Here is a 23,389-nt window from a genome sequence, read left to right on the forward strand (position 1 = left end):
TTTATATGTTCAATAAAATCGTGAATATTGACCCTTCACCTTCTTTTGTTTCCACTTTCAATTCCCCACCATGTGCTTTTACTATATCATAACTCAATGATAAACCCAATCCTGTTCCTTGTCCTGTTGGTTTAGTAGTAAAGAAGGGTTGAAATATTTTATCTAATACTTTTTGAGGAATGCCATTACCGTTATCCTTAACACTAATCAAAACTTTATCACCAACTTTTTTTGTTCTAACTAAAACGGTTGGTTCATACCCATTCGGATGTTGTTTCTTTTTTTCATCTACCACATAAAATGCATTGTTGATCAAATTCAAAACAACTCTTCCGATCTCCTGCGGAATGATATTAATGTTGCCAATGCTTTTATCAAAATCAGTTTTCATTGTTGCATTGAAGGATTTGTCTTTTGCCCGAAGCCCATGATAGGAGAGACGCAAATACTCATCAGTTAAAGCGTTGATGTCTGTTGGTTCCTTTATGCCGTTGCTGGTACGGCTATGTTGCAACATTCCTTTTACAATAGCATCTGCTCTTTTCCCATGACTAATGATTTTTTGTTCATTATCATCAATACTATCTGCAATTGATTTTACTTCCTGTAAATTTCCTTTATCAATTTCCTGTTTCATTTCAGCTATTAACTCTGAATTGACTTCCGAAAAATTGTTTACAAAATTCAGCGGGTTTTGTATCTCATGGGCAATGCCTGCTGTCAATTCACCCAATGAAGCCATTTTTTCGGATTGGACAAGTTGAGATTGGGTAGATCTTAAATTAGTAAGTGTTGCTTCTAAAACCTTATTTGATCTTTGTTTTTGGCGATTGTTTCTAAATAATAATACAGCAGCTATTAACAATATGCCTAAACCCCCAAGTAAAGAATAGATCCTTATTTTGCTTTTGGTTTGCAGACTTTCTTTTTCTAATTCCTGCAAGCGAAGTTGTTCATCGAATCCTATATTATAAAGTTGCCTGATCTTTTCAACGCTCATTAAAGAATCTTTCGCAGTATTGGCAAGCTCCAAATAGAGCAATGCACTGTCCGGCCTTTTCTGATCCTTATAAATATTTACCAAAGAACTATATGATTCAATAACACCCCTTACCTGGCCTGTATTTTGGTTTTTAGCCAATCCTAATTTGGCATAATAAAGAGCGGAGTCATTTTTGCCGGTCTTATTATAATACCGGGACATTAGCACATAACTCTCACCCATACTTGAGTTATTATTTTGTTCTTTCCCCGATCGCAACGCATTTAAAAAATTTTCCAACGCCAGTTCATATAAATTTTGTCTCAAATAAATTTTGCCGATACTATTATAATTGCTACTTCGGTATTTATTATACCCGGCTAAATCCGAATAGTCAAGGGATTTCTTGAAATAAGTCAAAGCTGAATCTAATTTATTCTCCCGTAAAAAATGAGCTCCCAGGTTCCTGAAGGCCTGTGAAAGCAGTGTATTATCATTTATCCTTGTAGCAGTTTTAATACAATCCTGAATTGTGTTAAGCTGCTTATCATAATTCCCTGTAGTTGAATATATGCCTGCAACATCACTTTGCATAGTACCCAACATACTTAATCTCGCAAATTCAGGAATCCCGCTATTAGTGAATTTGGAAATATTCCAGATATTTTTTTCGCATTCTTTGTTTTCGACTATTTGAAAAGCCTCATTAAAGGATATCATCGCTTTGACATAATTCCCCTGGTTACTTGAAATGAGCCCCAATAGATCCAATGCATCTGCTTCCCATAATTTTAATTGTAGTTTCCTGGCAAGTGGCAGATCTTTTTCAATATAATAGATAGAACTATCAGTGTTTAAATCGAAATAATAAAGTGAAAGCTCCCTGTTAGCTGCCATTCGTAAGGTGTCATTTATATTTTGACTCAGCGCATTTCGTAAACTATCGGCTTGCTTTTTAGTAGGCTCAAGAAATAGCGGATTCACCTGTGATATGGAAAAAACAGGCAACAAAACGAACAAGATGATCTTAACTAATTTCATTTAGTATAATTTATACAATTGGTAAACAAATAATAAAACTACTTCCCTCACCTTCCTTTGTTTCTACTTTCATCCCGATAGCTATCGGGACCCCACCATGTCTATACCAGCAACATAATTGTAAATTCCGTTCCTTCATTTTCTTTTGTCACCACTTTTATTTCCCCACCATGTGCTTTTACAATATCATAACTCAACGACAAACCCAAACCAGTTCCTTGCCCTGTTGGTTTGGTAGTGAAAAAGGGTTGAAATATTTTATCCAATACTTTTTGGGGAATGCCATTACCATTATCAGAAACAGAAATTAAAACTTTATCATTAATCCTCTTTGTAGTTACTGTAACTGTAGGTTCGTAACCAACTCCCCCTTTAGGGGGCTGGGGGGCTTTCTTTTTTTCATCAACTGCATAAAAAGCATTGTTGATCAAATTCAGGATCACTCTTCCAATTTCCTGGGGAACGATATTTATTTTTCCAACGTTATTATCAAAATCTGTTTTCATTGTTGCATTAAACGATTTGTTTTTTGCACGAAGGCCTTGATAGGAAAGGCGTAAGTATTCATCGGATAAAGCATTGATATCTGCCGGTTCTTTTACACCTGTACTGCTGCGGCTATGTTGCAACATTCCTTTTACAATGGCGTCGGCTCTTTTGCCATGATGCTTTATTTTTTGCTCATTTTCCCCGATGTCTGTAGCAATGTTTTTTACCTGGTCAAGATTCCCTTTCTCTATCTCCTCTTTCATCTCAGCTATTAGCTCAGAATTTACTTCTGAAAAATTGTTTACAAAATTTAACGGGTTTTGAATTTCATGTGCAATGCCTGCTGTTAGCTCTCCTAATGAAGCCATTTTTTCGGATTGGATGAGCTGAGTTTGAGTAGATCTTAATTGATGTAATGTATTTTCAATTTTTTCATTTCGCTGTCGTAAAGTTTCATTAGTTTTTTTCCTGTGCTGGTTATTTCGATAGAGCAAAAAAACAATAACTATAAAAACAACAATACCTGACAGTAGCAAGTATATTCTTAATTTTTCGCGGGTTTCTATTTTTTCTTTCTCTAGCTTTTCCAACTTTGCCTGCTCATCTACAACTACGTCCAGAAAGGCAAGAAGATTTTTTCGCTCTTCTACACTAAGACTGTCACTTAATGATTTAGACAATTTTAAATACACGATGGCACTATCGGTTCTGCCCAGCTGATCAAAACAGTAAGTAAGTAGGTTATATGCATCTCTTTTCCAAGCCGGGTCTTTGCGCTTTTCAAAAATTTTCAAGCTTTCTTTAGCATAATATAAAGCGGAGTCATTTTTTTTCAAATCCGTACATACACGACTTAATGAAATATATCCCAGGCCCAGGTGTAGATGATCATTTGTCTCTTTTAAAAGTGCTATCGCCTGAAATATTGTATTGGCGGCCAAATCGAAATTTCCCATCTTCTCATAGCTATCGCCCAGATATTTCATTGCACGACCTAATCCCGTTTGATCTTTCAAATCTGAAAACGTTGATATGGCCTTTTTAATAAGCATGAGTGCTGAATCAAATTTTCCTTCATTCATATAAGCAATACCCATGTGAAAGTTTATGTACGCAATCTGTGCTGTGTCACCTGCTGCTTTTGCATATTTTTCGGCTTCCCGATAATTTTTCAATTGGTTTTTTGTGTTAACAATCCAGTTTCCGGTATAGGCATTTAGCAATCCGATCAAATCGTAGCAGTTGCTTAGCAGAAGCATTCGTGCACCCATTGGGTTTTGTCCCGGCGACAAATGCCAAATAGTTTTTTCAATAGTGGGGTCCTTTGCAATATTTAATGCTTTCAAATAGAGTTCCAATGACTTTGAAAACTTTTCCTGCTGCATCAGGATAACCCCCATTGCGTTCAGTATAGAGGCTTCGTCAAATTTTAGATTTAATCTGACAGCAATAGGCAAAGCTTTTTCAAGATAAAAATTTGAACTATCACGATCCACAAGACTGTAATATGATCCGAGCTTACTACAGACTTCCATCCGGGCAGTATCGCTTGTTGCATCGGATAGAGATCTGTACAAACTACTCAAATATGGGTTTTCCTGTTGCCCTGCAATTAATGATGGCAACAAGAGTAGTGAAATTACTTTTAAAAAGATTTTCATGCTTTTTTTAATTAGTCCGCAATTGAATAATAAATTCACATCCTTCTCCTTCTTTCGTGTTCACCTTTATTTCGCCGCCATGTGCTTTTATAATATCATAAGCCAAACTTAACCCTAACCCGGTACCCTGTCCGGTTGGTTTGGTGGTAAAGAATGGTTGAAATATTTTACCTAATACTTTTTGGGGAATACCGTTGCCGTTATCCCTTACTGACAGAAGAATTTTACCAACCTCCTTTTTTGTACTTATTGAAACAATTGGCTCAAACCCGTTTTCACTTTGTTTTTTCTTTTCTGAAACTGTATAAAAGGCATTGGTAATTAAATTGAGAATTACTCTTCCGATATCCTGCGGAATGATACTGATGTTTCCTATACTTTCATCAAAATTAGTTTTCGTTGTTGCATTGAATGATTTGTCTTTAGCCCGCATACCATGATAGGCCAATCTTAAATATTCATCTGTTAAAGCATTTATATCTGTTGGCTCTTTCACGCCACTGCTGCTTCTGCTGTGTTGTAGCATTCCTTTTACAATTTCACCTGCACGTTTACCATGATGATTTATTTTTTGTTCGTTGTCTTTGATATCCTTTGCAATTGCTTTTGCATCAACATAATTTCCTTTATCAATCTCTTGTTCTAATTCGTCAGCCAATTCTTTATTCACATCAGAAAAATTATTGACGAAGTTCAATGGGTTTTGAATTTCATGTGCAATACCGGCTGTTAATTCCCCAAGGGAGGCCATTTTTTCGGAGTGGATAAGTTGTGCCTGTGTAGCTTTTAATTCTATGAAAGCTTCTTCTAACTTTTTTTTCTGCTCTTCAATCTCTTTATTCAGGACAGTGAGTTCTTCATTTCGCTGACGCACCGCATCGGCTTCCTTTTTTGCTTCTTCTGCTTTGTGAGAGATCTCAAGGTTCAATATTTTTTGAGTAATAGTATTTTTATGAAGCTCTTTTTCCATTTGCAGGTGGGCTTCAACATGTATAAGTGATCTTTCAAAATTTTTCTTCCGCTGGTGGTATTCATATAGATGGTAATGAGCTTTGCTGGAAAGGTCCTGTGCTTTTATTTCTTCTGCAATTCTTAACGCATTTGAAAACCATTCAAATATCTGATCATCTTTTTCGATTTCGTTAACATGCAGATCCGCCAGGAACAACAACACTTCTGCCTCGCCTCTTTTATCACCTCTCGCTCTTCTTATTTCCAGGCTTTCATTGGAAAATGCCGAGGCCTGGCTCATATCTCCTGACTCCTTAAATATTTCAGCAAGATGAAGCAGTGCATTTGACTGTCCCTTTTTATCATCAGTACTCTTACTTATCTCAAGACTTTGCTTGCAATAACTGATCGCCTGGTCATAATTTTTGAGTTTATGATAAGTGAACCCGATATTATCGAGGCTTCCTGCTTCTCCCCATTTATCGTTGGAATCGCGACGGGTAACCAGTCCTTGTTGATAATATTCCAATGCATGGCTATAGTCGCCCGTATCAAAATAGATGGAGCCGATGATATTTATAGCATAGGCTTCCATCAATGTAAAGTTGATACTCTTTGAAACAGAAAGACACTGGAATAGATAATCAAGTGCATTTTCATGATTACCCAGGTGCTTATAAGTAACGCCGATCTGGTAACAACTGGTACATAATATCTCAAGGGAGCCGCTTTGCAGAATAAATCTATGTCCTTTTAATTGCAGGTCTAATGAAGCGCCTAAATTGCCCCGGTTGCGTTGAATGATCCCTAAATATTCATGAACGATTCCTTGTCCTTTAAGGTCATTGATGGATTCGAACAACGAAAGCGATTCCTGCAAAAGTGGTAAAGCTTCGTCATTTTTAAAAAGTCGCACATAACAAAAACCAAGGGAGCGAAGGCCTTCTGCCAATCCCCTGGTATAATCAATACTTTTTGCAAGCTTTACCGATTCCTGGCTTAGTTCAAATGCCCGGGGTGAATCACTTACACGGACATTCCATGCCTGCTCATTGAGATCGTCAATTTTATTTTTAAGAGATTGTATGCTCATATTTTTCAAAAACTATTTAACTTCTTCCTTAACCGGAGATAATAGAATTATAAATTCACTTCCTTCTCCTTCTTTCGTTACAACTTTTAACTCACCACCGTGTGCTTTTATAATATCATAACTTAACGACAATCCTAGTCCTGTTCCTTGTCCTGTTGGTTTGGTGGTAAAGAATGGTTGAAAAATTTTATCTAAGACTTTTTGCGGAATCCCATTGCCATTATCACTTACTTTGATTTCAACCTTACCGTTATTCTTTTTTGTACTTACAGAAACGGTTGGTTCGAAATTTTCAATTCCTGATTTCTTCTTTTCATCCACTGCATAAAACGCATTGTTGATCAAATTGAGTATCACTCTTCCAATATCCTGCGGGATGATATTGATGTTGCCAATGGTTTCATCAAAATCAGTTTTCATCGATGCGTTGAATGATTTGTCTTTTGCCCGAAGCCCATGATAGGATAGCCTTAAGTATTCATCACACAAAGCATTGATGTCAGTTGATTCTTTTTGACCATTGCTGCTACGGCTATGTTGTAGCATTCCTTTTACAATGGCATCGGCTCTCTTGCCGTGGTGGTTTATTTTCTCCTGATTGTCCTCAACATCTTTAGCCAGCGCATTTACTTCATCATAATTTCCTTTTTTAATTTCTTCTCTCATCTCTGCAATCAATTCTTTGTTTACCTCAGAAAAATTATTGACGAAATTTAAAGGATTTTGAATTTCATGTGCAATGCCAGCGGTCAATTCACCCAGGCTTGCCATTTTTTCTGATTGAATAAGTTGTGACTGTGTGTTTTTTAACTCTGAGTAGGCCGATTCAATTTTCGATTTGGCTTTCTGTTTTTGCCTGTTGTTACGCCATAACAATCCTGCAACTAGTAGCAGGATCGCAACACCAGCAAGCAAGCCATACAAACTCACACGGTTCTTAAACCTGACCCTTGCTTGTTCGGCAGCCTGTAATTTTTTTTCTTCATTATAAGAGGATGTTTGTAACTCCGCTTGTTTCTGCATTTCCATTAACGATACTTCTTCTTTGCCTCCTAATTTTTCAAGACTGTCTTTTAACTTATAAGCCTGTTCAAGAAAAGCATGGGCATTCTTATAATCATGAGATGCTGCATAGGCGTCAGCCAGCAGTTTGCAAAGCCAACGGGTAGTAGACAAACTGCCCTCCTTTTCTGCCTCTTCTTTCAATTCTTTGAAAGCAGGTATTGCCAGGTTATACTGCTTCGTATCTAAGTAGTAAGAGGCCTGTAGAGATTTGAAATTTTGATCATTCTTAGCCGTTGAATCGCCGGCCAGTTTTTTATAAATCCCGAGATAATATTTTACTGAATCAAGCTTTCCTGCATCTGAGTAAAGAGCTAATTTTAAAGAGGCTCTCTCTGCCGGGGATAAAAAATAACGATTGTTAAAATTGGTTTCAATCAAACTCACATATTCCTTCAGGCTAATCAATTTTGCATAGTATTTGGCTTGATTGAGCCATATAATATTTCTTGTGAAGGTCCCGATTGAATCAAGAAGTCTTTCGGTTTCATTACAATAATAACGGGCCTTCACCGTATCACCAGAATAGCAATATTGCATTGCCATTCCATAATTACCAATAAGCAGCTTGTTAGGGTTATTCAGTTTTTTATAAAATTCATAGAGCCTGACTCCCCACTCAATAGCTCTTTTGGACTGACCCGTCCATTCATCATACATACCTGTCAATCCATCAAGAGCTTGTTCTTTTAATAACAGGTCTCTTTCCTGCATCGCATAATCTTGTAACGGAAGAAGATAAGTGATCACTTTTATGCCATCTCTCTTATGGACATAAACATGTGCTAATTGTTTCCATATTTCCAGTTTCAAAGAGTCTTTACCAATCGAATCTATCTTCCACTCGTTCCAGAGTTTTTTGGCCATAAGAGCATTTTGCTCAGCCACATCAAGTTTGATATGAATATTGATCCTGGTAAGTTCTACATACCCGGCAATTTCATCTTCAATTAAATTATTTTTATTGGCAAAATCAATATATCGTTTGGCTTTTGTTGTATCGCTATCATAATAATTATCCCACCAAAGTGCCCTTGCTTTTAGTTTTACATCCTTTGATCCTTCAGCAACTGATTTCAGCTTTTTGAGATAGCTCAGGGCCAGGCTGTCTTTATTAGACAACTTGTAATAACTAGCCAACATTCCCTGGGCATTCATCTTGTCCCAGTTTGTTTTTGCCTGTTGAAGTATAACAGTTAACTGCTTTTCCGAATAATACAGTTCAAAGCGAATCTGTGATCTGGCGATCAGGGAGAGAAAAATAAAAAATATACAAGTGTATTTTTTCATTAGTTGCTTTTTTCCGGTAATAAAATAATAAACTCTGTTCCTTCACCTTCTTTCGTTTTCACCTTCAGCTCACCGCCATGAGCTTTTACAATATCATAACTCAACGATAGGCCCAAACCTGTTCCTTGTCCTGTGGGTTTGGTGGTGAAGAAAGGTTGAAATATTTTGTCCAGTACTTTTTGTGAAATACCAATACCGTTATCCTTTACACATATTTCAACTTTACCATTATTCTTTTTTGTACTTACTGAAACAGTTGGTTCATATCCGTTTGGCTGCTGTTTCTTTTTTTCATCCACAACATAAAAAGCATTGTTGATTAAATTCAGAACAACCCTTCCTATATCTTGCGGAGTGATATTGATGTTGCCAATCGTTTCATCAAAATCAGTTTTAATGGTTGCGTTGAATGATTTGTCTTTTGACCTTAATCCATGATAACTTAACCGGAGATATTCATCACACAACGCATTAATATCAGTTGGTTCTTTTACTCCGTTGCTGCTTCTGCTGTGCTGCAACATTCCTTTTACAATAACATCAGCTCTTTTGCCATGATGATTTATTTTTTTCTGATTTTCTATAACATCATTTGCCAATGCTATTGCATCCTCAATTCTTCCTTTACTTAATTCATCTTTCATCTCTGTCAGTAGTTCCTCATTCACATCAGAAAAATTATTAACAAAATTCAATGGGTTTTGTATTTCATGGGCAATACCTGCTGTGAGCTCACCAAGCGAAGCCATTTTTTCTGACTGGATCAATTGGGATTGGGTTTGTTTCAACTGCTCCAGTGTATTAATGACCTCAGTATTTTTTGTGGTTAAACGGGTATTTGATTTTTGCTTATTCCTGATAGCGATCCCCAGCGTAATTGCAAAAAGTGCCAGCAGTGCTGTGATACCAAATAAATAGTATTTGATTTTCTTATTACCCTCATCCCGGGCTTTGAGCAATGCAATATTATTTTCATTGTCCTGCATTTTCTTTTCAATATCGAAACTCAGTGATCTTGCATTCCCTGCTTCCTTTGCTAACCTGTCTTTTATTTCAAATAATTCCTGTTGCGTATTGAAACCTTCTTTATACATTCCCGCAGCAGCATAGGCTTTTGCCAGTAACTGCAGTTCGTTTATAATAGAGACCTTGGCAGTAATTGCTCTTAATTCCTGTATCTCGGGTTGTAATAATTGAATGGCTAGTTTGGGATTATTTTGTCGCAGGGCTAAATCGGCAGCATAGTAATTAGGTGTTAGCTCTCCCCATGGACTTGTAAGGCCAAGGTCTTGATCATTCTTAAGCAGCTTAGCTTTACCGATGTAATAGGAGGCAGAGTCATTTTGATCCTTACTTAAAAAATCTTTTCCCTTTTCTATATAATACCATGCATGTTCAAGTGGCCCCAACTTGTATATGCTTAAGAGTTCAGCTACCTTATCATAATAGTATTTACTGCTATCGCTTTTCATAAGCGTTTTTACCTTAGCCATTTGTAAAAAAAGATATGGTGCATCAGGGAATAGTAATGGAAATTTCAATTTGTTGAATTGGTTTATAGCAAGCCCCAGGTATTTTTCAGCTGTTTCAGGCCTGTTATCATCCACCATATTACTCCCCAGGATCATATACCTGTTGGTTTTTCCGGATGTTCCTAATAAACCAAAAACTGAATCAGCTACAGGGTCATCATCAAGAAAACTTAGTGATTTCAAGAGGGAGTATTCAGCTTTTTCCGATAGACCGATGCGATTATAAAAACCACCCAAAACACTATATACTGTGGCTGCGCCATCCTGGTCGTTCTTATTAACGAAATAGTTTCCCAGATTGATGTAATATTCGATCCCTTCATATAAATGGCTGCTGTTACGGTAGGGTATTCTCGTTTCTCTTAGAATATGAAGAAACACATTTTTGCAATGAGCCGAATAACCAGCTTTATTTTTCTCAATGTAACCTCTGCCAAATCTTATTAAAACTTCATTGGGCATACTATCTAAAATAAATTGTCTTTGATAAAAGATTGAAAGGAGGTTACAATATTTACTTTCATCTAAAACAGCCTGCAGGCGATCCAACTCACCGATGATGGGTTTGTTTTCCAGTAATACTTCCTTTTTATTTTTACGCATTAATGCGATCGCATTGTCAAAGTAAATGCTGTATCTGCTGTCCCCATTTTTTATGATTTTAAGTTGGTTAAGAATAGAATCCGCATAATTGCTTTGCTGGGCAAAACCTTTAACAGACATTAAAAGCAGGAAACATAAGCCTGTTAATATTCTTAAACTATGCATATGATTAATTTAAGCTTCAATAATTTGCTCAATATTTAAACTGGTAATTGAATAATAAAATCAGATCCTTCTCCAGATTTCGTTTCCACCTTCAACTCACCACCATGAGCTTTTACAATATCATAACTCAACGATAAACCTAAACCAGTTCCTTGTCCTGTTGGTTTGGTGGTAAAGAATGGTTGAAAAATTTTATCCAATACTTTTTGTGGAATGCCGTCGCCATTATCTTTTACACTTATTTCAACTTTCCCCCGTCCGACCGGGTCATCCGGGCGGGCATTTATTTTTTTTGTACTTACTGAAACAGTTGGTTCATATCCATTTTGATTCTGTTTCTTTTTTTCATCCACAGCATAAAATGCATTGTTGATTAAATTAAGAACTACCCTGCCAATATCCTGCGGAATGATATTGACGTTGCCAATGCTTTCATCAAAATCAGTTTTCATCGTTGCATTGAATGACCTGTCTTTTGCTTTTAAACCATGATATGCCAACCTTAAATATTCATCAGCTAATGCATTGATGTCAGTTGATTCTTTTTGACCATTGCTGCTACGGCTATGTTGTAGCATTCCTTTTACAATGGCATCGGCTCTCTTGCCGTGGTGGTTTATTTTCTCCTGATTGTCCTCAACATCTTTAGCCAACGCATTTACTTCATCATAATTTCCTTTTTTAATTTCTTCTCTCATCTCTGCAATCAATTCTTTATTTACCTCCGAAAAATTATTAACGAAGTTTAACGGGTTTTGAATTTCATGCGCAATGCCTGCAGTGAGTTCACCAAGGCTTGCCATTTTTTCTGAGTGGATAAGTTGCGATTGAGTGGATTTAAGTTCGGAAAGCATTTTTTCAGCTAAAATTTTTTGCGAATTGATCTCTTCTTTTTGATGACGCAACAAGGCATTCGCATTTTGTTTCTGCCTGTTATTGCGGTAGAGAAAAAATGCGATCAAAAGGAACACAGCTAAACCAGCCAGCAATCCATATTGCTTTGCACGATTTTGATATGCAGCCTGTGTTGCATCCAATTCGTACTGTCGTTCCTCTTCATCAAATGCTGCCAGGTTTTGAATGCTGTTCAGGTTGCCAAAACTGTTCGTTTTTTGTATAGCCGCCAGGGCCATTTTCTCGTATTGAAGTGCAAGTGCCAGGTTGCTTTTTTCATATACTGCAGACAAAAAAAGGCTTACTTCAGCAATTGGAATGCCGCCGCTGCTTTTTTGTGCATCGGCAAGTGCCCTTTGTGCATAATAGATACAGGAATCACGCTGCCCTGCCCGTTGATATATCTCAGCGATTTCAAGGTTTGCTTTATAATTAAAAAAATATTGGTCTCTTGCATAACCAGCCAACAGGCCTTGTTGATAATAATTGAGCGCAAGCTGTACATTTCCTTTGTCTGATTGGATCCGGGCAAGTGTTATTGAATTGGAGCTACTCATAAATTCCGCACCATAACGTTTCATATTTTTATCTGCCATCAGGCTGTAATACAAGGCAGAATCCGGTTGATTCATTGAATAATATGCCCTTGCCAGATGTACTTCTGAAGACACCGCCATGGAATAATTATGCAATGAGTCGAAGATCTGCTTAGCCTGTTTATGATAAAACAATGATCTCGGGAAATCATTAGTATTCCTGTATATCACGCCGAGCCTGTTAAATACTTCCCCCCGGCCGATCGTAAAATTGTATTTCTCCGCAATTCGCAAGGCTTTCAATTCCAGTTCGAGGGCTCTTGCATGATTGCTTGCCAGGGAAAGTGCATACCCCATCATCAAAAGTGATCTGAATTCCCCTTCATGAAATTGTATTTTCCGTGACAGCATCAATGCCTTCTGGGCATATAATAAGGCGGAGTCAACATTAGAGAACTTATATTGGTCAACCAGTTCTACCATTGACAGGACATTACTTGTATCGATCTTGCTTATGGAAAGTTCCTGCTTCAAGCTGTCGATGATGGCTTTCTGATTGTCCTGTGCAAAGACCGGCTGTGCGAAAGACCATAAAAGTAACAGACCTATCAGTTTTTTCATTATCCAATGGGTTTAAAGGGTAATTGTATAATAAATCCGCTTCCCTCGCCTTCTTTCGTTTCCACTTTCAACTCTCCATCATGTGCTTTTACAATATCATAACTCAATGATAAGCCCAATCCTGTTCCTTGTCCTGTTGGTTTGGTTGTAAAGAATGGTTGAAATATTTTATCTAAAACTTTTTGAGGGATACCAGTACCGTTATCTTTTACGGATACTTCAATCCGATAGCTATCGGATTTATCTTTTAATTTTTTAGTGCTTACTGAAACAACAGGTTCATATCCATCTGGCTGTAGTTTCTTCCTTTCATTTACAGCATAAAAAGCATTTGTAATAAGATTGAGCACAACACGGCCAATATCTTGTGGAATAACTTTTATCAAACCAATCGTTTCATCATAATCAGTTTTGGTAGCAGCATTAAATGTTTTATCCTTTGCCCGAAGACCGTGATAGGCTAATCTTAAATATTCATCTGCGAGTGCATTAATATCTGTAAGTTCTTTTTGTCCGCTGCTGGTGCGGCTGTGTTGAAGCATCCCTTTTACAATATCACCGGCACGTTTGCCATGATGATTTATTTTTTCCAGGTTTTGTTTTAGATCCTGTGCTATTTGTTTTGCATCTTCTAAATTTCCTTTATCTATTTCTTCATTCATCTCATCCACCAGCTCAGTACTTACATCAGAAAAATTGTTGACGAAATTCAACGGATTTTGTATTTCATGAGCAATGCCTGCTGTAAGTTCTCCCAGCGAAGCCATTTTTTCTGATTGGATCAATTGAGCCTGTGCTGCTTTTAATTCCTCCAGTGATTTTTGTAAGGCAGTATTTGTTTCTTCGATGGCTTTTCTTTTCTGTTCCAGTTCTTCAATGGTTTCTTCTAATAAGATGGCAGTAGTTCTTTTTACTTTTTCTGTTCTGTCGAGTTTGAATGCAGTTATCTCTAATTCTTTATCAGCATCCTTTAATGATTTTGTAATAGCATTTTTTTGTTCAGCAGTCAGGTTCTCGCCCTGCTGAATAACATTTAATATGCTTTGTAAATGCTGGTTCATTTTATTTTTCTTTTAATGCTACACAACAAGTGGTCAAATTATGCATCTCTAAATTTCCGCCAGTAGCTCTTGCCAGTTCTGCATTGGAGAACATACCAAGCATTGGCACATTCCATACTTTTTTAATGCCTTCAATTTCCTGTGACATCAATGGCCCTAATGAAAGAATTCTTCCGGCGCAACTGAAAACCACCAACGCATCCGCTTCTGGCATTTGTGTTGCCTTCAGATTTTCCACGCCTTTAATTACTTTATCCATCACATCAAAATCAGGAGGAAGGGAGAATCGAACTTTTGATCCCTGTGGCACCGATCCACTACAATAAAAAGAACGGTCGCTCCAGTCTATAACCAATCCGGGACGCATTACAGGATCTCCCTTTTCCCGTTGCAATTGCAAAGGAAAATTGGCGGCTATTTCCAATAGTAGTCCTTCATTATCCGGTGATACGTTTTCAAGACCGCCATATTTTGTAGTAATATCAAGTACGGCCGTGTCATCGACAGTATAAACATGGTTGCCTGTACTTTTGGTTACCGTTCTTACAGTGCCTACCGCTCTCCAACCACATGTAGCCACTCCCTTGATCATTATCTTATCTTCATCCAGGGCAATACATACCAACCCCCGTGAACTTTGTTGCCCATTGGTAAATACAAACTGATCAGAAAAAGTAAAATCATCCCCTGCCATACATCCGTACACATTTACATCTTTGCCAACTACATCTTCAAAACCGAACAATAATCCTTCTGCGTCCGTTTCCATGTTACTACCGGCAATAAAAAAAGCTGGTGTTGAAAATTTCTCTTTTGCTTTACGTGCAACAGCATTTGTTATTTCCCTGTAATTTTTTTCGGGATACTCTTCAAAATAAATTTGAAAATAATTTTTATTAATGTTGAGTAAAAGAATTGTTACAGAACCTTTTTCTGTTTCTTCATCAATAAACTCTCCATTTGTGGTACAGCCGAAAACAGCAATACCCGCATCATCTAACAATTTGCAAATAGCCTTGTGATCCTGTTTGATGGATATAAATACAATGGCCAATGTGGGGATATAACCATCGGCCATGCTTTGCTGCAATGCATTCTTAATTTCTTCTGTTGAATTTCCTTTTATTGATTTTGCTTTCATCACATATTTTATTTTCGAAAATTAATTTTCAACTGCCCCAATTATCATCGTTACTCCGCCTGTTGCAAAATTTGCAAGATCTGCAGCAGTAGCTTGTCCTTCGGGTGAACCCATTGATTGCTGCATTTCAGCTGGGCCTGTAAAATACAATTCTGCCATACGGTAAAACGCAGGCTTTCCTCCATCGGGAGCTGGTAGAAATTTTGTTAGTTCCATTTTATCAACTCCTTTCATACTTAACGCAAGGGGAGTATGTGTCTCTGCATAATATTTTTCAAACACATCAACGTCGGTAGGATGTCCGTACAATACTGTTGCTTTAATCATATAGTTTAATTTATAAATTTTAAAAACGTTTTTTATTTTTCTTTTAATGCAAGCCAGCAACAGGTCATGTTATGAAATTCATTGCTGCCTCCTGTAGCTTTTCCAAATTCTCCATAACAAAAGAACCCGGCCATAGGGGCATTAAAATTTTTCTTTATGCCCTCAATTTCTTCTCCTATCAGCGGACCAAATGCGCCAAGCCTGCCCATGCAAGAGAACATGACCAATGCATCTGCTTCAGGTATTTCTGTTTTCATTATTCGTTCCGCATCCTTACTTACAGTTTCTACTACTTCAAAATCCGGCGGTAGTGTAAACCTGATCTTATCTCCCTTCTCTACTTGTCCATTCATCAAAATTGATTTGTTATCCCAACTGAAAACTGCACTCGAACGTAACACAGGCTCACCTTCGCTTCTTAACAAACTAAATACAGTGGAAGCAGGATTAAAGGTTTCTGCTTCTTCTTTAGTTAATTGAAGTCCCAAATATTTCAGCACCACTTCCAATGCCGGTTGATCGTCTATGGTTAGAATCCACTGTCCATTACTTTTTGTAATTGTCTTCTCTGTTCCTATTGCTTTCCAACCAGAAGCAGCCAATCCCTTTACTATTATTTTATCGGCATTCAATACCAGCATCATTATCCCTGTTCCTTCTGATTGGTTATTAGTGAATACAAAAGTTTGAGTAAATCTTGCATCATCACCGGCCGCCCCGCCCCATATTGATGCGTTTTTACCGACAATTTTTTCGAGTTGCCTGATAATAGTTTCAGCTTCTATTAATCCTTCGGGAATTTTCTGGCTATATGAAATTATAATACTAGGATTTTTAAATGCTTCCAGTGCTTTTGTTCCCATTGCAGAAGTAATTGCAGCAAGACTATTTTTTTCATATTTTTCTACCAGGATCGTGAAGTCTGATTTTTTTATATCGAGTAACAGAACTGCTATTGATCCTTTGCCAATATCTCCATCTGTAAACTCACCGCATGAAGTTGCTCCGAAAATGCTGATTCCCTTGGCATCTAATAATTCAGAAACAGCATTCCTGTCCTGTGCAACAGATATAAATACAAATGCCAGTGTTGGTTGGTAACCATCTGCCATGCTTTGTTCCAAACCCGTTTTAAATTCTGCAATGGAGTTTGCTTTGATTGATTTTGCTTTCATGATATTTATTTTGACGGATTATTTAAAACGATTTTCAAAAACAAATCATTACTGTCCTGCAGGAGGCATCAATCCTAATTGCGTCATAAAGTCAAGGTTGTCGAAGAAATCTCTTTCTTCAGCGATTTTTCCGTTTGACATCCTTACTAATGTAGTACCGTCAATACTAACTGGTTTTCCGGTGGCAGGTATGCCAAAAAATACACCAGTATGTGTTCCTTTAAAGTTCCAGTATTTAACCAGTTTATCTCCCTGGCCAAAAATATCTTTGATGGTAAACTTGATATTCGAGAAACCCGTTAGAAAATTTCCGTAGTAAGCCCTTGAACTGTCAATACCGACAATATCCGCTGGGCTGGCATGCATCACCACATCTTTTGTAAAATTTGAATCATTGAACATGTCCAGTTTTCCTTTGTTCATGATCTCATCCCATACATGTGAATACGCTTTGATATTAGCTTCTGAAGGATCTGGTTTTTTTTCTTCAGTAGTTGCACATCCTGCAAATAATACGATCATTACGGCAAAAGAAGAAAGAACGGTGGTGGTGAGTTTTAAGGCTTGTTTCATTTTTTTGTTTTAGTATTTATTTATGTTGTTTGTTCTGCAAGTAGTTCCATATTCGTGGTGGTAGATTTAAATAATAGTTTACTTCAGTCCAGTTCGGACTAAATGGTTCAGCTCGTTTTCATGATTCTTTCAAATCGGAGGGGAGAGATTGAAACGTCGGTGGTTTTTTACGAGACGGGGATTATGCCCTGAATTTAGTCAAAACAATTTGATTTGCAGTACTATTACAGTATTTTAAAATTACAAATTAGGTGTCTCAGGCCGGGCTTACTTTTTTACTCTTTACATGTATAAAATACTGGCTCAGCCGGTTTTATTCCGGGTAAATATGTTATGAATTGCTTAAACCAAATTCTATCTTTAGGGTCTGTAAGACATCTCTCCCAAAAATCCCAAAACCATAGCTATGGACAGAAGAGATTTTCTGACTGCTAACCGCAAAAAAAAATCGAAAGGTTTGACGCAGAATGCGCAGCCTGTTTCATCCCGCCAGGTCACAAGTGGCATTAATCCCTATACCGGTCCCTGGACTGATAGCGAAATAATTCACCTGCTAAAGCGAACTATGTATGGCGCCAAAAGGAGTGATATCACTTATTTTCGAACCCGTTCTGTTAGCCAGGCTGTGGATGAATTATTGACTCCAACTGCTCCGCAACCTGCACCACCGATAAAGGAATACGCAACTTCAACTACACCGGGTGTTGTTCCTGATGGCAATATTGCACAGGGTACTACCTGGATAAATGATTTAAACAGTGATGGCACTGTTCAAAGTCAGCGCAGGGGCAGTTATAAAAAATGGATGACAGGGAACATGATAAACCAGGACAGGAGTATCAGGGAAAAACTGGTCATTTTCTGGGTCGACCATTTTGGAAATGAATCAGCAGATGTAGGTAATGCCAACTGGATATATACACAACATGCATTGATCAGGCAATATGCATTGGGTAATTTCAAGACTTTGGTTGATACGATAACGAAAGATGTATCTATGCTTCGTTACCTGAATGGCTATTTGAATCTGGCGACGGCACCGGATGAAAACTATGCACGGGAACTGATGGAACTCTTTACAGTTGGCAAAGGACCCGGCTCTGCCTATACAGAAAATGATGTAAAGGAAGCAGCAAAGGTGTTGACCGGCTGGCAGGTAAACGGAACAACATACACATCCTTCTTTAATGCAAACCGGCATTCAGCAGCTAATAAAACTTTTTCTTCTTTTTTTAATAATACAGTAATAACCGGCAGAACAGGAGCCACAGCAGGACAATTAGAATTGACCGATCTGCTGAATATGATCTTTGCGCAGCAGGAAGTTGCAAAATTTATTGTCAGGAAATTCTATCGCTTCTTTGTTTACTATGCAATCGACTCTACAGTAGAAGCAAATGTGATAACACCGCTTGCAGATATTTTCCGGAGCAACAATTATGAGATCAAGCCAGTGCTATCTGCATTATTCAAGAGTGAACATTTCTTTGATAAGCTGAGCCAGGGTTGTTATATAAAATCACCGGCCGATCATATCATTGGTTCATTACGCGAAATGAATGCACAGTTCCCCCCGCTTACTGATTGGGATACCAATTATGGTATGTGGAATTTCTTTTATTCCAGTATGGTGAATACAGGACAGAACCTGCATGATCCACCAAATGTATCGGGCTTACCTGCTTATTACCAGGAGCCTTCATTTCATGAAATATGGATCAATGCAGATTCATTGCCAAAACGAAACCAGTTTACAGATACAATGGTGAATACTGGTTTTACGAGAAATGGTATTCGTGTAAGGTTTGACTTTGTTCCCTATGTTTCTACATTTTATAACCCCGGCAATCCAAATGATCTGCTGGATGAGGCTCTTCGGCTGGTGTATAGAAGTGAAGTAACCAACGAAACAAAGAAACAGATAAAGACACAAATATTGTTGAGCAATCAGCAATGGGATTATTATTGGACCAATGCATGGATGGCTTACCAGGCCAGCCCGACCACAGCCAATTTTAATGTGATCAATACAAGGTTGCGTCAGTTGTTCCAGTATTTGTTTAACCTGGCAGAATATCAATTAGCATAACATCAACTCATCTTAATCTTTTTATTAATGAAAAGAAGAGATTTTTTAAGAAGCAGTATCCCGGCAGCAACAGTATTACCCGCTGTCATTAATGGATATTCTGTAAAAGCATTTACGGCCAGTTCACCATTAGTGCAGGCATTGATGCAGTCAACTACAGAAACTGATCATGTGTTGGTGATCGTGCAATTGTCGGGTGGTAATGATGGATTGAACATGGTAATTCCTATTTCAAACTATGTTAATTATTTCAATGCCCGCAATAATGTGGCTATTGCACAGAGTAGTATTCTTTCTCTCACAGGAGTAAGCACAACAGGTTTACACCCTGCTATGACAGGTGCACAAAATCTGTTCAATAATGGATTGATGAAAGTGATTCAGTCAGTAGGTTATCCGCAACCCAATTTTTCCCATTTCCGCGCAACAGATATATGGATGAGTGCAAGTAATAGCACACAGGATGTATTTAGCGGTTGGGCAGGTCGTTATCTCGATTATGAATACCAGGATTTTCCTGGTTCATATCCGAATGTAAATATGCCTGATCCATTGGCCATACAAATAGGAAGTACGACTACACTTACTACACAAGGGCCGGTTGTAAATATGGCAATGAGTATTACTAATCCTACTACATTTTACAATCTTGTAAATAATACAACGGATCCTGTACCTGCTACACCAGCAGGTAAGGAGTTAGCTTTTTTAAGATTGGTAACACAACAAACACAAAAATATTCAACTGTAATACAGGGTGCAGCCAATAGAATTACTGCACAAAATCCTTATCCAGCCAATAATAGTCTTGCCGATCAGTTAAGAATTGTTGCAAGATTAATAGCAGGTGGACTGAAGACAAGAATTTACATGGTAAGCTTTGGTGGTTTTGATACACACTCCGTGCAGGTAAATGCTGCCGATCATAATACCGGCTCACATGCTACATTATTACAACGGGTTTCTGATGCGATCAAAGCATTCCAGGATGATCTGCGGTTTTTGCAGGTTGACAACCGTGTGATGGGATTAACTTATAGCGAATTTGGAAGAAGAATAAAATCTAATTCAAGTACGGGTACAGACCATGGTGCCGCAGCGCCAATGTTTGTGTTTGGTAAAAATGTGGATCCGGGATTGTTGGGCGACAACCCGAATATTCCTGCTAATGCATCAGTGAATGATAATATCCCGATGCAATATGATTTCCGCAGTATCTATTCAACCATATTGGAAAAATGGTTCTGCCTTGACAAAACTGTTGTAAGCGGTTTATTCCCGCCAAATGTAAATACACAATTACAATCATTACCATTGATAAAGGCTTCTGCAACCTGCTCGGGAGGCAGTACTTCAACAACATGGCCCAATTCATTAGGTACTGAAGGTATAATTACAAATGATCCAAATCCGTTTACAGCCACCACGAGAATTTCTTTCCGTACTGCAGGTGGGCATACATTGATCCAGGTAATAGACACAATGGGCCGGATGGTTAAGACTTTATTGGAGGTTGATTATCCTGCCGCAGGACAGTATTATGTAGATTTTAATTCCGAAACATTACCGCCGGGAGTATACTATGCAAGATTCCAGAATGGAATAGTTCAGAAAGTAAGGCCAATGTTGAAGGTAAGATAAACCCCCTGTCCCCCTAAAGGGGAGACTTAAGAAGATAAACTCTAATTTATAATATAGCCTCGCAAAAAGCGGGGCTTAACTTTTTTAAGCGGTTGAATTTAAAAATCACATTTGATCAAAGTTCCTCCGCCGCGGCGGAGGACAGGGGGTTAATCACTCGTTCTTCCACCAGCATTTATCCAATCAGTAATTTTTTGTTTATCGATAGTGGTAAGTTGACCGCCTTGAGGCATAAATGAAGGATTGCCATCAACAGCCCTTGCTTTTATTCTGTCTTTATTGGCTACAATCCTTGAGTCAGCATCCCAATTCATTCCCCCATCCATTCCTCCATTCAGGTGACAAGGCCCGCAATAACCATTGATAAGCTGTTTTACAAGATTATATTTCGGGCCATAATTTAAAATAGAAGTTTGTGTAGTGTCTGTACAGCCTTTCTGGTTTTTTACCGTAATGATATAATTGCCGGGAGCAAGATTGGTAAAAAATCGTGAAGCCTGGAATGCACCATTGTTTAGTTGATATTGAATAGTATCACCCATTGGTGCTGTTATCGTTATTGTTCCGTTATTGCCGGTACCTACTGATTCTGTTTTATTAAACTCAATTACTCCGTTACAAGGATCAGGTGTATCTGTTTTCTTACAGGAACCGGCGAGCATTACGAAAGCACTAAATAAACAAATCAGATTCAGGTTTTTTTTCATAATGTTCATTTCAGTTACTTGTCTTGACAGGGTTTGAGTAACAAGGTTTATTATTACAAGATAAATAATTGTACAGAAAATCCTTAGTATCCAGCAATTGATATATTTCTCATTGTAATTACAATTTAATTATATGTAACTATGTTGCAATTTTATTATATTGCGCCAGAATGAGGAATCGTCCTTTCATATTGTATTGCACTGCATTTTTTTTAATGGTGGTTTTTTCTTTGAAAACAGGGACAGGATTACTGCTGCACAACCTTATTCATAAATCAACGGCTGGCTCCAAGGTTCCGGGAAAGGAAAATGAGAAAAAGAATGAATTCAGTTATACCTGCAATTGCATAGATAATTTCCTGATACCTTTTGATGAAGCATGCGAGCCATTTTATTTGCACCCGGTTTTAGCACTTACAACTCAGTACATATTTAATGATGATCCATTTCCTTTACGTACACCTGGTTATTCTTCTCTTCGTGGACCTCCTGCCTGTCCGATACAATATCTGTAATATTCACCCTGCATGTATAAACGGGTGATTGAGTTAATTCAATTTTCTTAATTACGAAATCATGTAAGAATGATTTTTAATTTATGTGGGTATGAGATCACAAAGTATTTTTTTTACAACTCTCCTGTTATTGACAATAACTGAGATCAGCTCGGGCCAGGTTTCAAGCGACAGTACATCGAGGGACTCTTTATTGCTAAAGCAGATAGAGGAACAGATGCAGGCGAATCCATCTGTTATAACACCCCAGCCGCAAAGCAGCTTGTCTTTTAATCCTGATATAGGAGTGATTGGAGATTTCAGAGGGTCATACATCAGTAAGGGAACAAAAAACTTTAATTTTTTTCTTAATGAAACTGAAGTTTCATTACAAGCAGCTGTAGATCCTTATGCAAGGGCTGATTTCTTTCTTTCATTCAGCAGAGATCCGGAAACAGGGAAATATGGTGTGGAAGTAGAAGAAGGATATCTTACAACTTTATCACTGCCTGCCAGGCTGCAATTAAAAGCCGGAAGATTCAGAAGCGCTGTTGGAAGATTAAATACGGTGCATCCACATGCACTTCCTTTTATTGATATGCCAAATGCTTTCGTTAATTATTTTGGCGAGGAAGGGCTGAAAGATGAAGGGCTATCGTTAAGCTGGTTATTGCCTACAAAACCTTTTTACCAGGAGCTTATTTTCCAAACTACATCGGGTTATTCAGAATCGCCGGCCTTTACACGCAGTGCAGGAAACCGCATGATGTATGTGAGTCATCTGAAGAATTTTTTTACATTGAATGATAATACGACACTCGAACTAGGGCTTTCCGGAATTTCAGGACCTAATGACTCTGCAAGAGTTACTAATATAGCTGCCGCCGATATTACTTATAAATGGAAACCGATAAAGTTGAATACTTATCATTCTCTTACCTGGCAAAGCGAGTTTTATTTCAGTCATGCAAATCTTATGAATAATTTTTCCATTAATTCATTTGGCATGTATTCGTTTCTCCAGTATCAATTAGCAAAGCGGTGGTTCCTGACGGGGCGATATGATTATTCCCAAAAGCCATATGATAAAATGTTTAAAGAAAATGCAGTTTCAGTTACGGCCGGTTGGTATGCAACAGAGTTTTCAAAAATTGAATTTGAAACCAAGACTACTGATGATAATAATGGTAAAAGATTTTACCAGGCCTGGTTACGCTGGATTTTTGTAATTGGTGCACACGGAGCACATCAGTATTAATAA

General features: G+C 37.8%; 16 protein-coding genes. 4 read left to right on the plus strand and 12 right to left on the minus strand.

The window, feature by feature from the left end; genetic code table 11:
* Position 1: 1 nt before the first annotated feature.
* The 11 genes from E6H07_08320 to E6H07_08370 all read right to left on the minus strand — a co-directional run bounded on the left by E6H07_08320 (position 2) and on the right by E6H07_08370 (position 17,197).
* Positions 2-1,000 carry a two-component sensor histidine kinase gene (locus E6H07_08320; protein ID TMI66502.1) on the minus strand — a complete coding sequence of 333 codons (999 nt, stop codon included), beginning with the start codon at positions 998-1,000 and terminating at the stop codon, positions 2-4.
* Between the two features lie 1,124 nt (positions 1,001-2,124).
* Entirely contained in the window at positions 2,125-4,173 is a 2,049-nt protein-coding gene (locus E6H07_08325) for a tetratricopeptide repeat protein (protein TMI65897.1), read from the minus strand.
* Between the two features lie 7 nt (positions 4,174-4,180).
* Positions 4,181-6,217, minus strand: coding sequence for a tetratricopeptide repeat protein (locus E6H07_08330; protein ID TMI65898.1), 2,037 nt, complete (start codon positions 6,215-6,217; stop codon positions 4,181-4,183).
* Between the two features lie 12 nt (positions 6,218-6,229).
* Positions 6,230-7,246, minus strand: a complete 1,017-nt coding sequence (locus E6H07_08335; GenBank protein ID TMI66503.1) for a GHKL domain-containing protein — start codon at positions 7,244-7,246, stop codon at positions 6,230-6,232.
* 1,322 nt (positions 7,247-8,568) lie between these two features.
* Entirely contained in the window at positions 8,569-10,197 is a 1,629-nt protein-coding gene (locus E6H07_08340) for a GHKL domain-containing protein (GenBank protein TMI66504.1), read from the minus strand.
* 707 nt (positions 10,198-10,904) lie between these two features.
* On the minus strand, positions 10,905-12,920 hold the full coding sequence (locus E6H07_08345; protein TMI65899.1) for a two-component sensor histidine kinase: 2,016 nt from the start codon (positions 12,918-12,920) through the stop codon (positions 10,905-10,907).
* Complete coding sequence (locus tag E6H07_08350; GenBank protein ID TMI65900.1) at positions 12,920-13,981, minus strand: two-component sensor histidine kinase; 1,062 nt, start codon at positions 13,979-13,981, stop codon at positions 12,920-12,922. The genes E6H07_08345 and E6H07_08350 overlap by 1 nt, the downstream gene beginning before the upstream one ends.
* 1 nt (position 13,982) lies before the next feature.
* Entirely contained in the window at positions 13,983-15,122 is a 1,140-nt protein-coding gene (locus E6H07_08355) for a hypothetical protein (GenBank protein ID TMI65901.1), read from the minus strand.
* 21 nt (positions 15,123-15,143) lie between these two features.
* Positions 15,144-15,449: an EthD family reductase gene (locus E6H07_08360; protein TMI65902.1), complete on the minus strand. Its 306-nt coding sequence runs from the start codon at positions 15,447-15,449 to the stop codon at positions 15,144-15,146.
* Between the two features lie 32 nt (positions 15,450-15,481).
* Complete coding sequence (locus tag E6H07_08365) at positions 15,482-16,624, minus strand: hypothetical protein (protein ID TMI65903.1); 1,143 nt, start codon at positions 16,622-16,624, stop codon at positions 15,482-15,484.
* Positions 16,625-16,672: 48 nt separating this feature from the next.
* Entirely contained in the window at positions 16,673-17,197 is a 525-nt protein-coding gene (locus E6H07_08370; GenBank protein ID TMI65904.1) for an ester cyclase, read from the minus strand.
* Between the two features lie 406 nt (positions 17,198-17,603).
* Between E6H07_08370 and E6H07_08375 the strand changes: the two genes are divergently transcribed.
* Together E6H07_08375 and E6H07_08380 are read left to right on the plus strand one after the other, a co-directional pair.
* Positions 17,604-19,286: a DUF1800 domain-containing protein gene (locus tag E6H07_08375; protein TMI65905.1), complete on the plus strand. Its 1,683-nt coding sequence runs from the start codon at positions 17,604-17,606 to the stop codon at positions 19,284-19,286.
* 27 nt (positions 19,287-19,313) lie between these two features.
* Positions 19,314-20,927 (plus strand): DUF1501 domain-containing protein, encoded by a 1,614-nt coding sequence (locus tag E6H07_08380; GenBank protein ID TMI65906.1) that lies wholly within the window; start codon positions 19,314-19,316, stop codon positions 20,925-20,927.
* Positions 20,928-21,076: 149 nt separating this feature from the next.
* Here E6H07_08380 and E6H07_08385 read toward each other — a convergent pair whose 3' ends face one another.
* Entirely contained in the window at positions 21,077-21,634 is a 558-nt protein-coding gene (locus E6H07_08385; GenBank protein TMI65907.1) for a hypothetical protein, read from the minus strand.
* Positions 21,635-21,804: 170 nt separating this feature from the next.
* Here E6H07_08385 and E6H07_08390 point away from each other — a divergent pair, with 170 nt between their 5' ends.
* Together E6H07_08390 and E6H07_08395 are read left to right on the plus strand one after the other, a co-directional pair.
* Positions 21,805-22,149 carry a hypothetical protein gene (locus tag E6H07_08390; GenBank protein ID TMI65908.1) on the plus strand — a complete coding sequence of 115 codons (345 nt, stop codon included), beginning with the start codon at positions 21,805-21,807 and terminating at the stop codon, positions 22,147-22,149.
* A gap of 91 nt (positions 22,150-22,240) precedes the next feature.
* On the plus strand, positions 22,241-23,386 hold the full coding sequence (locus E6H07_08395) for a hypothetical protein (GenBank protein ID TMI65909.1): 1,146 nt from the start codon (positions 22,241-22,243) through the stop codon (positions 23,384-23,386).
* Positions 23,387-23,389 lie beyond the last annotated feature (3 nt).

It is taken from the genome of Bacteroidota bacterium (genome assembly GCA_005882315.1).
In the GTDB taxonomy this organism is placed as follows: Bacteria; Bacteroidota; Bacteroidia; order Chitinophagales; family Chitinophagaceae; genus VBAR01.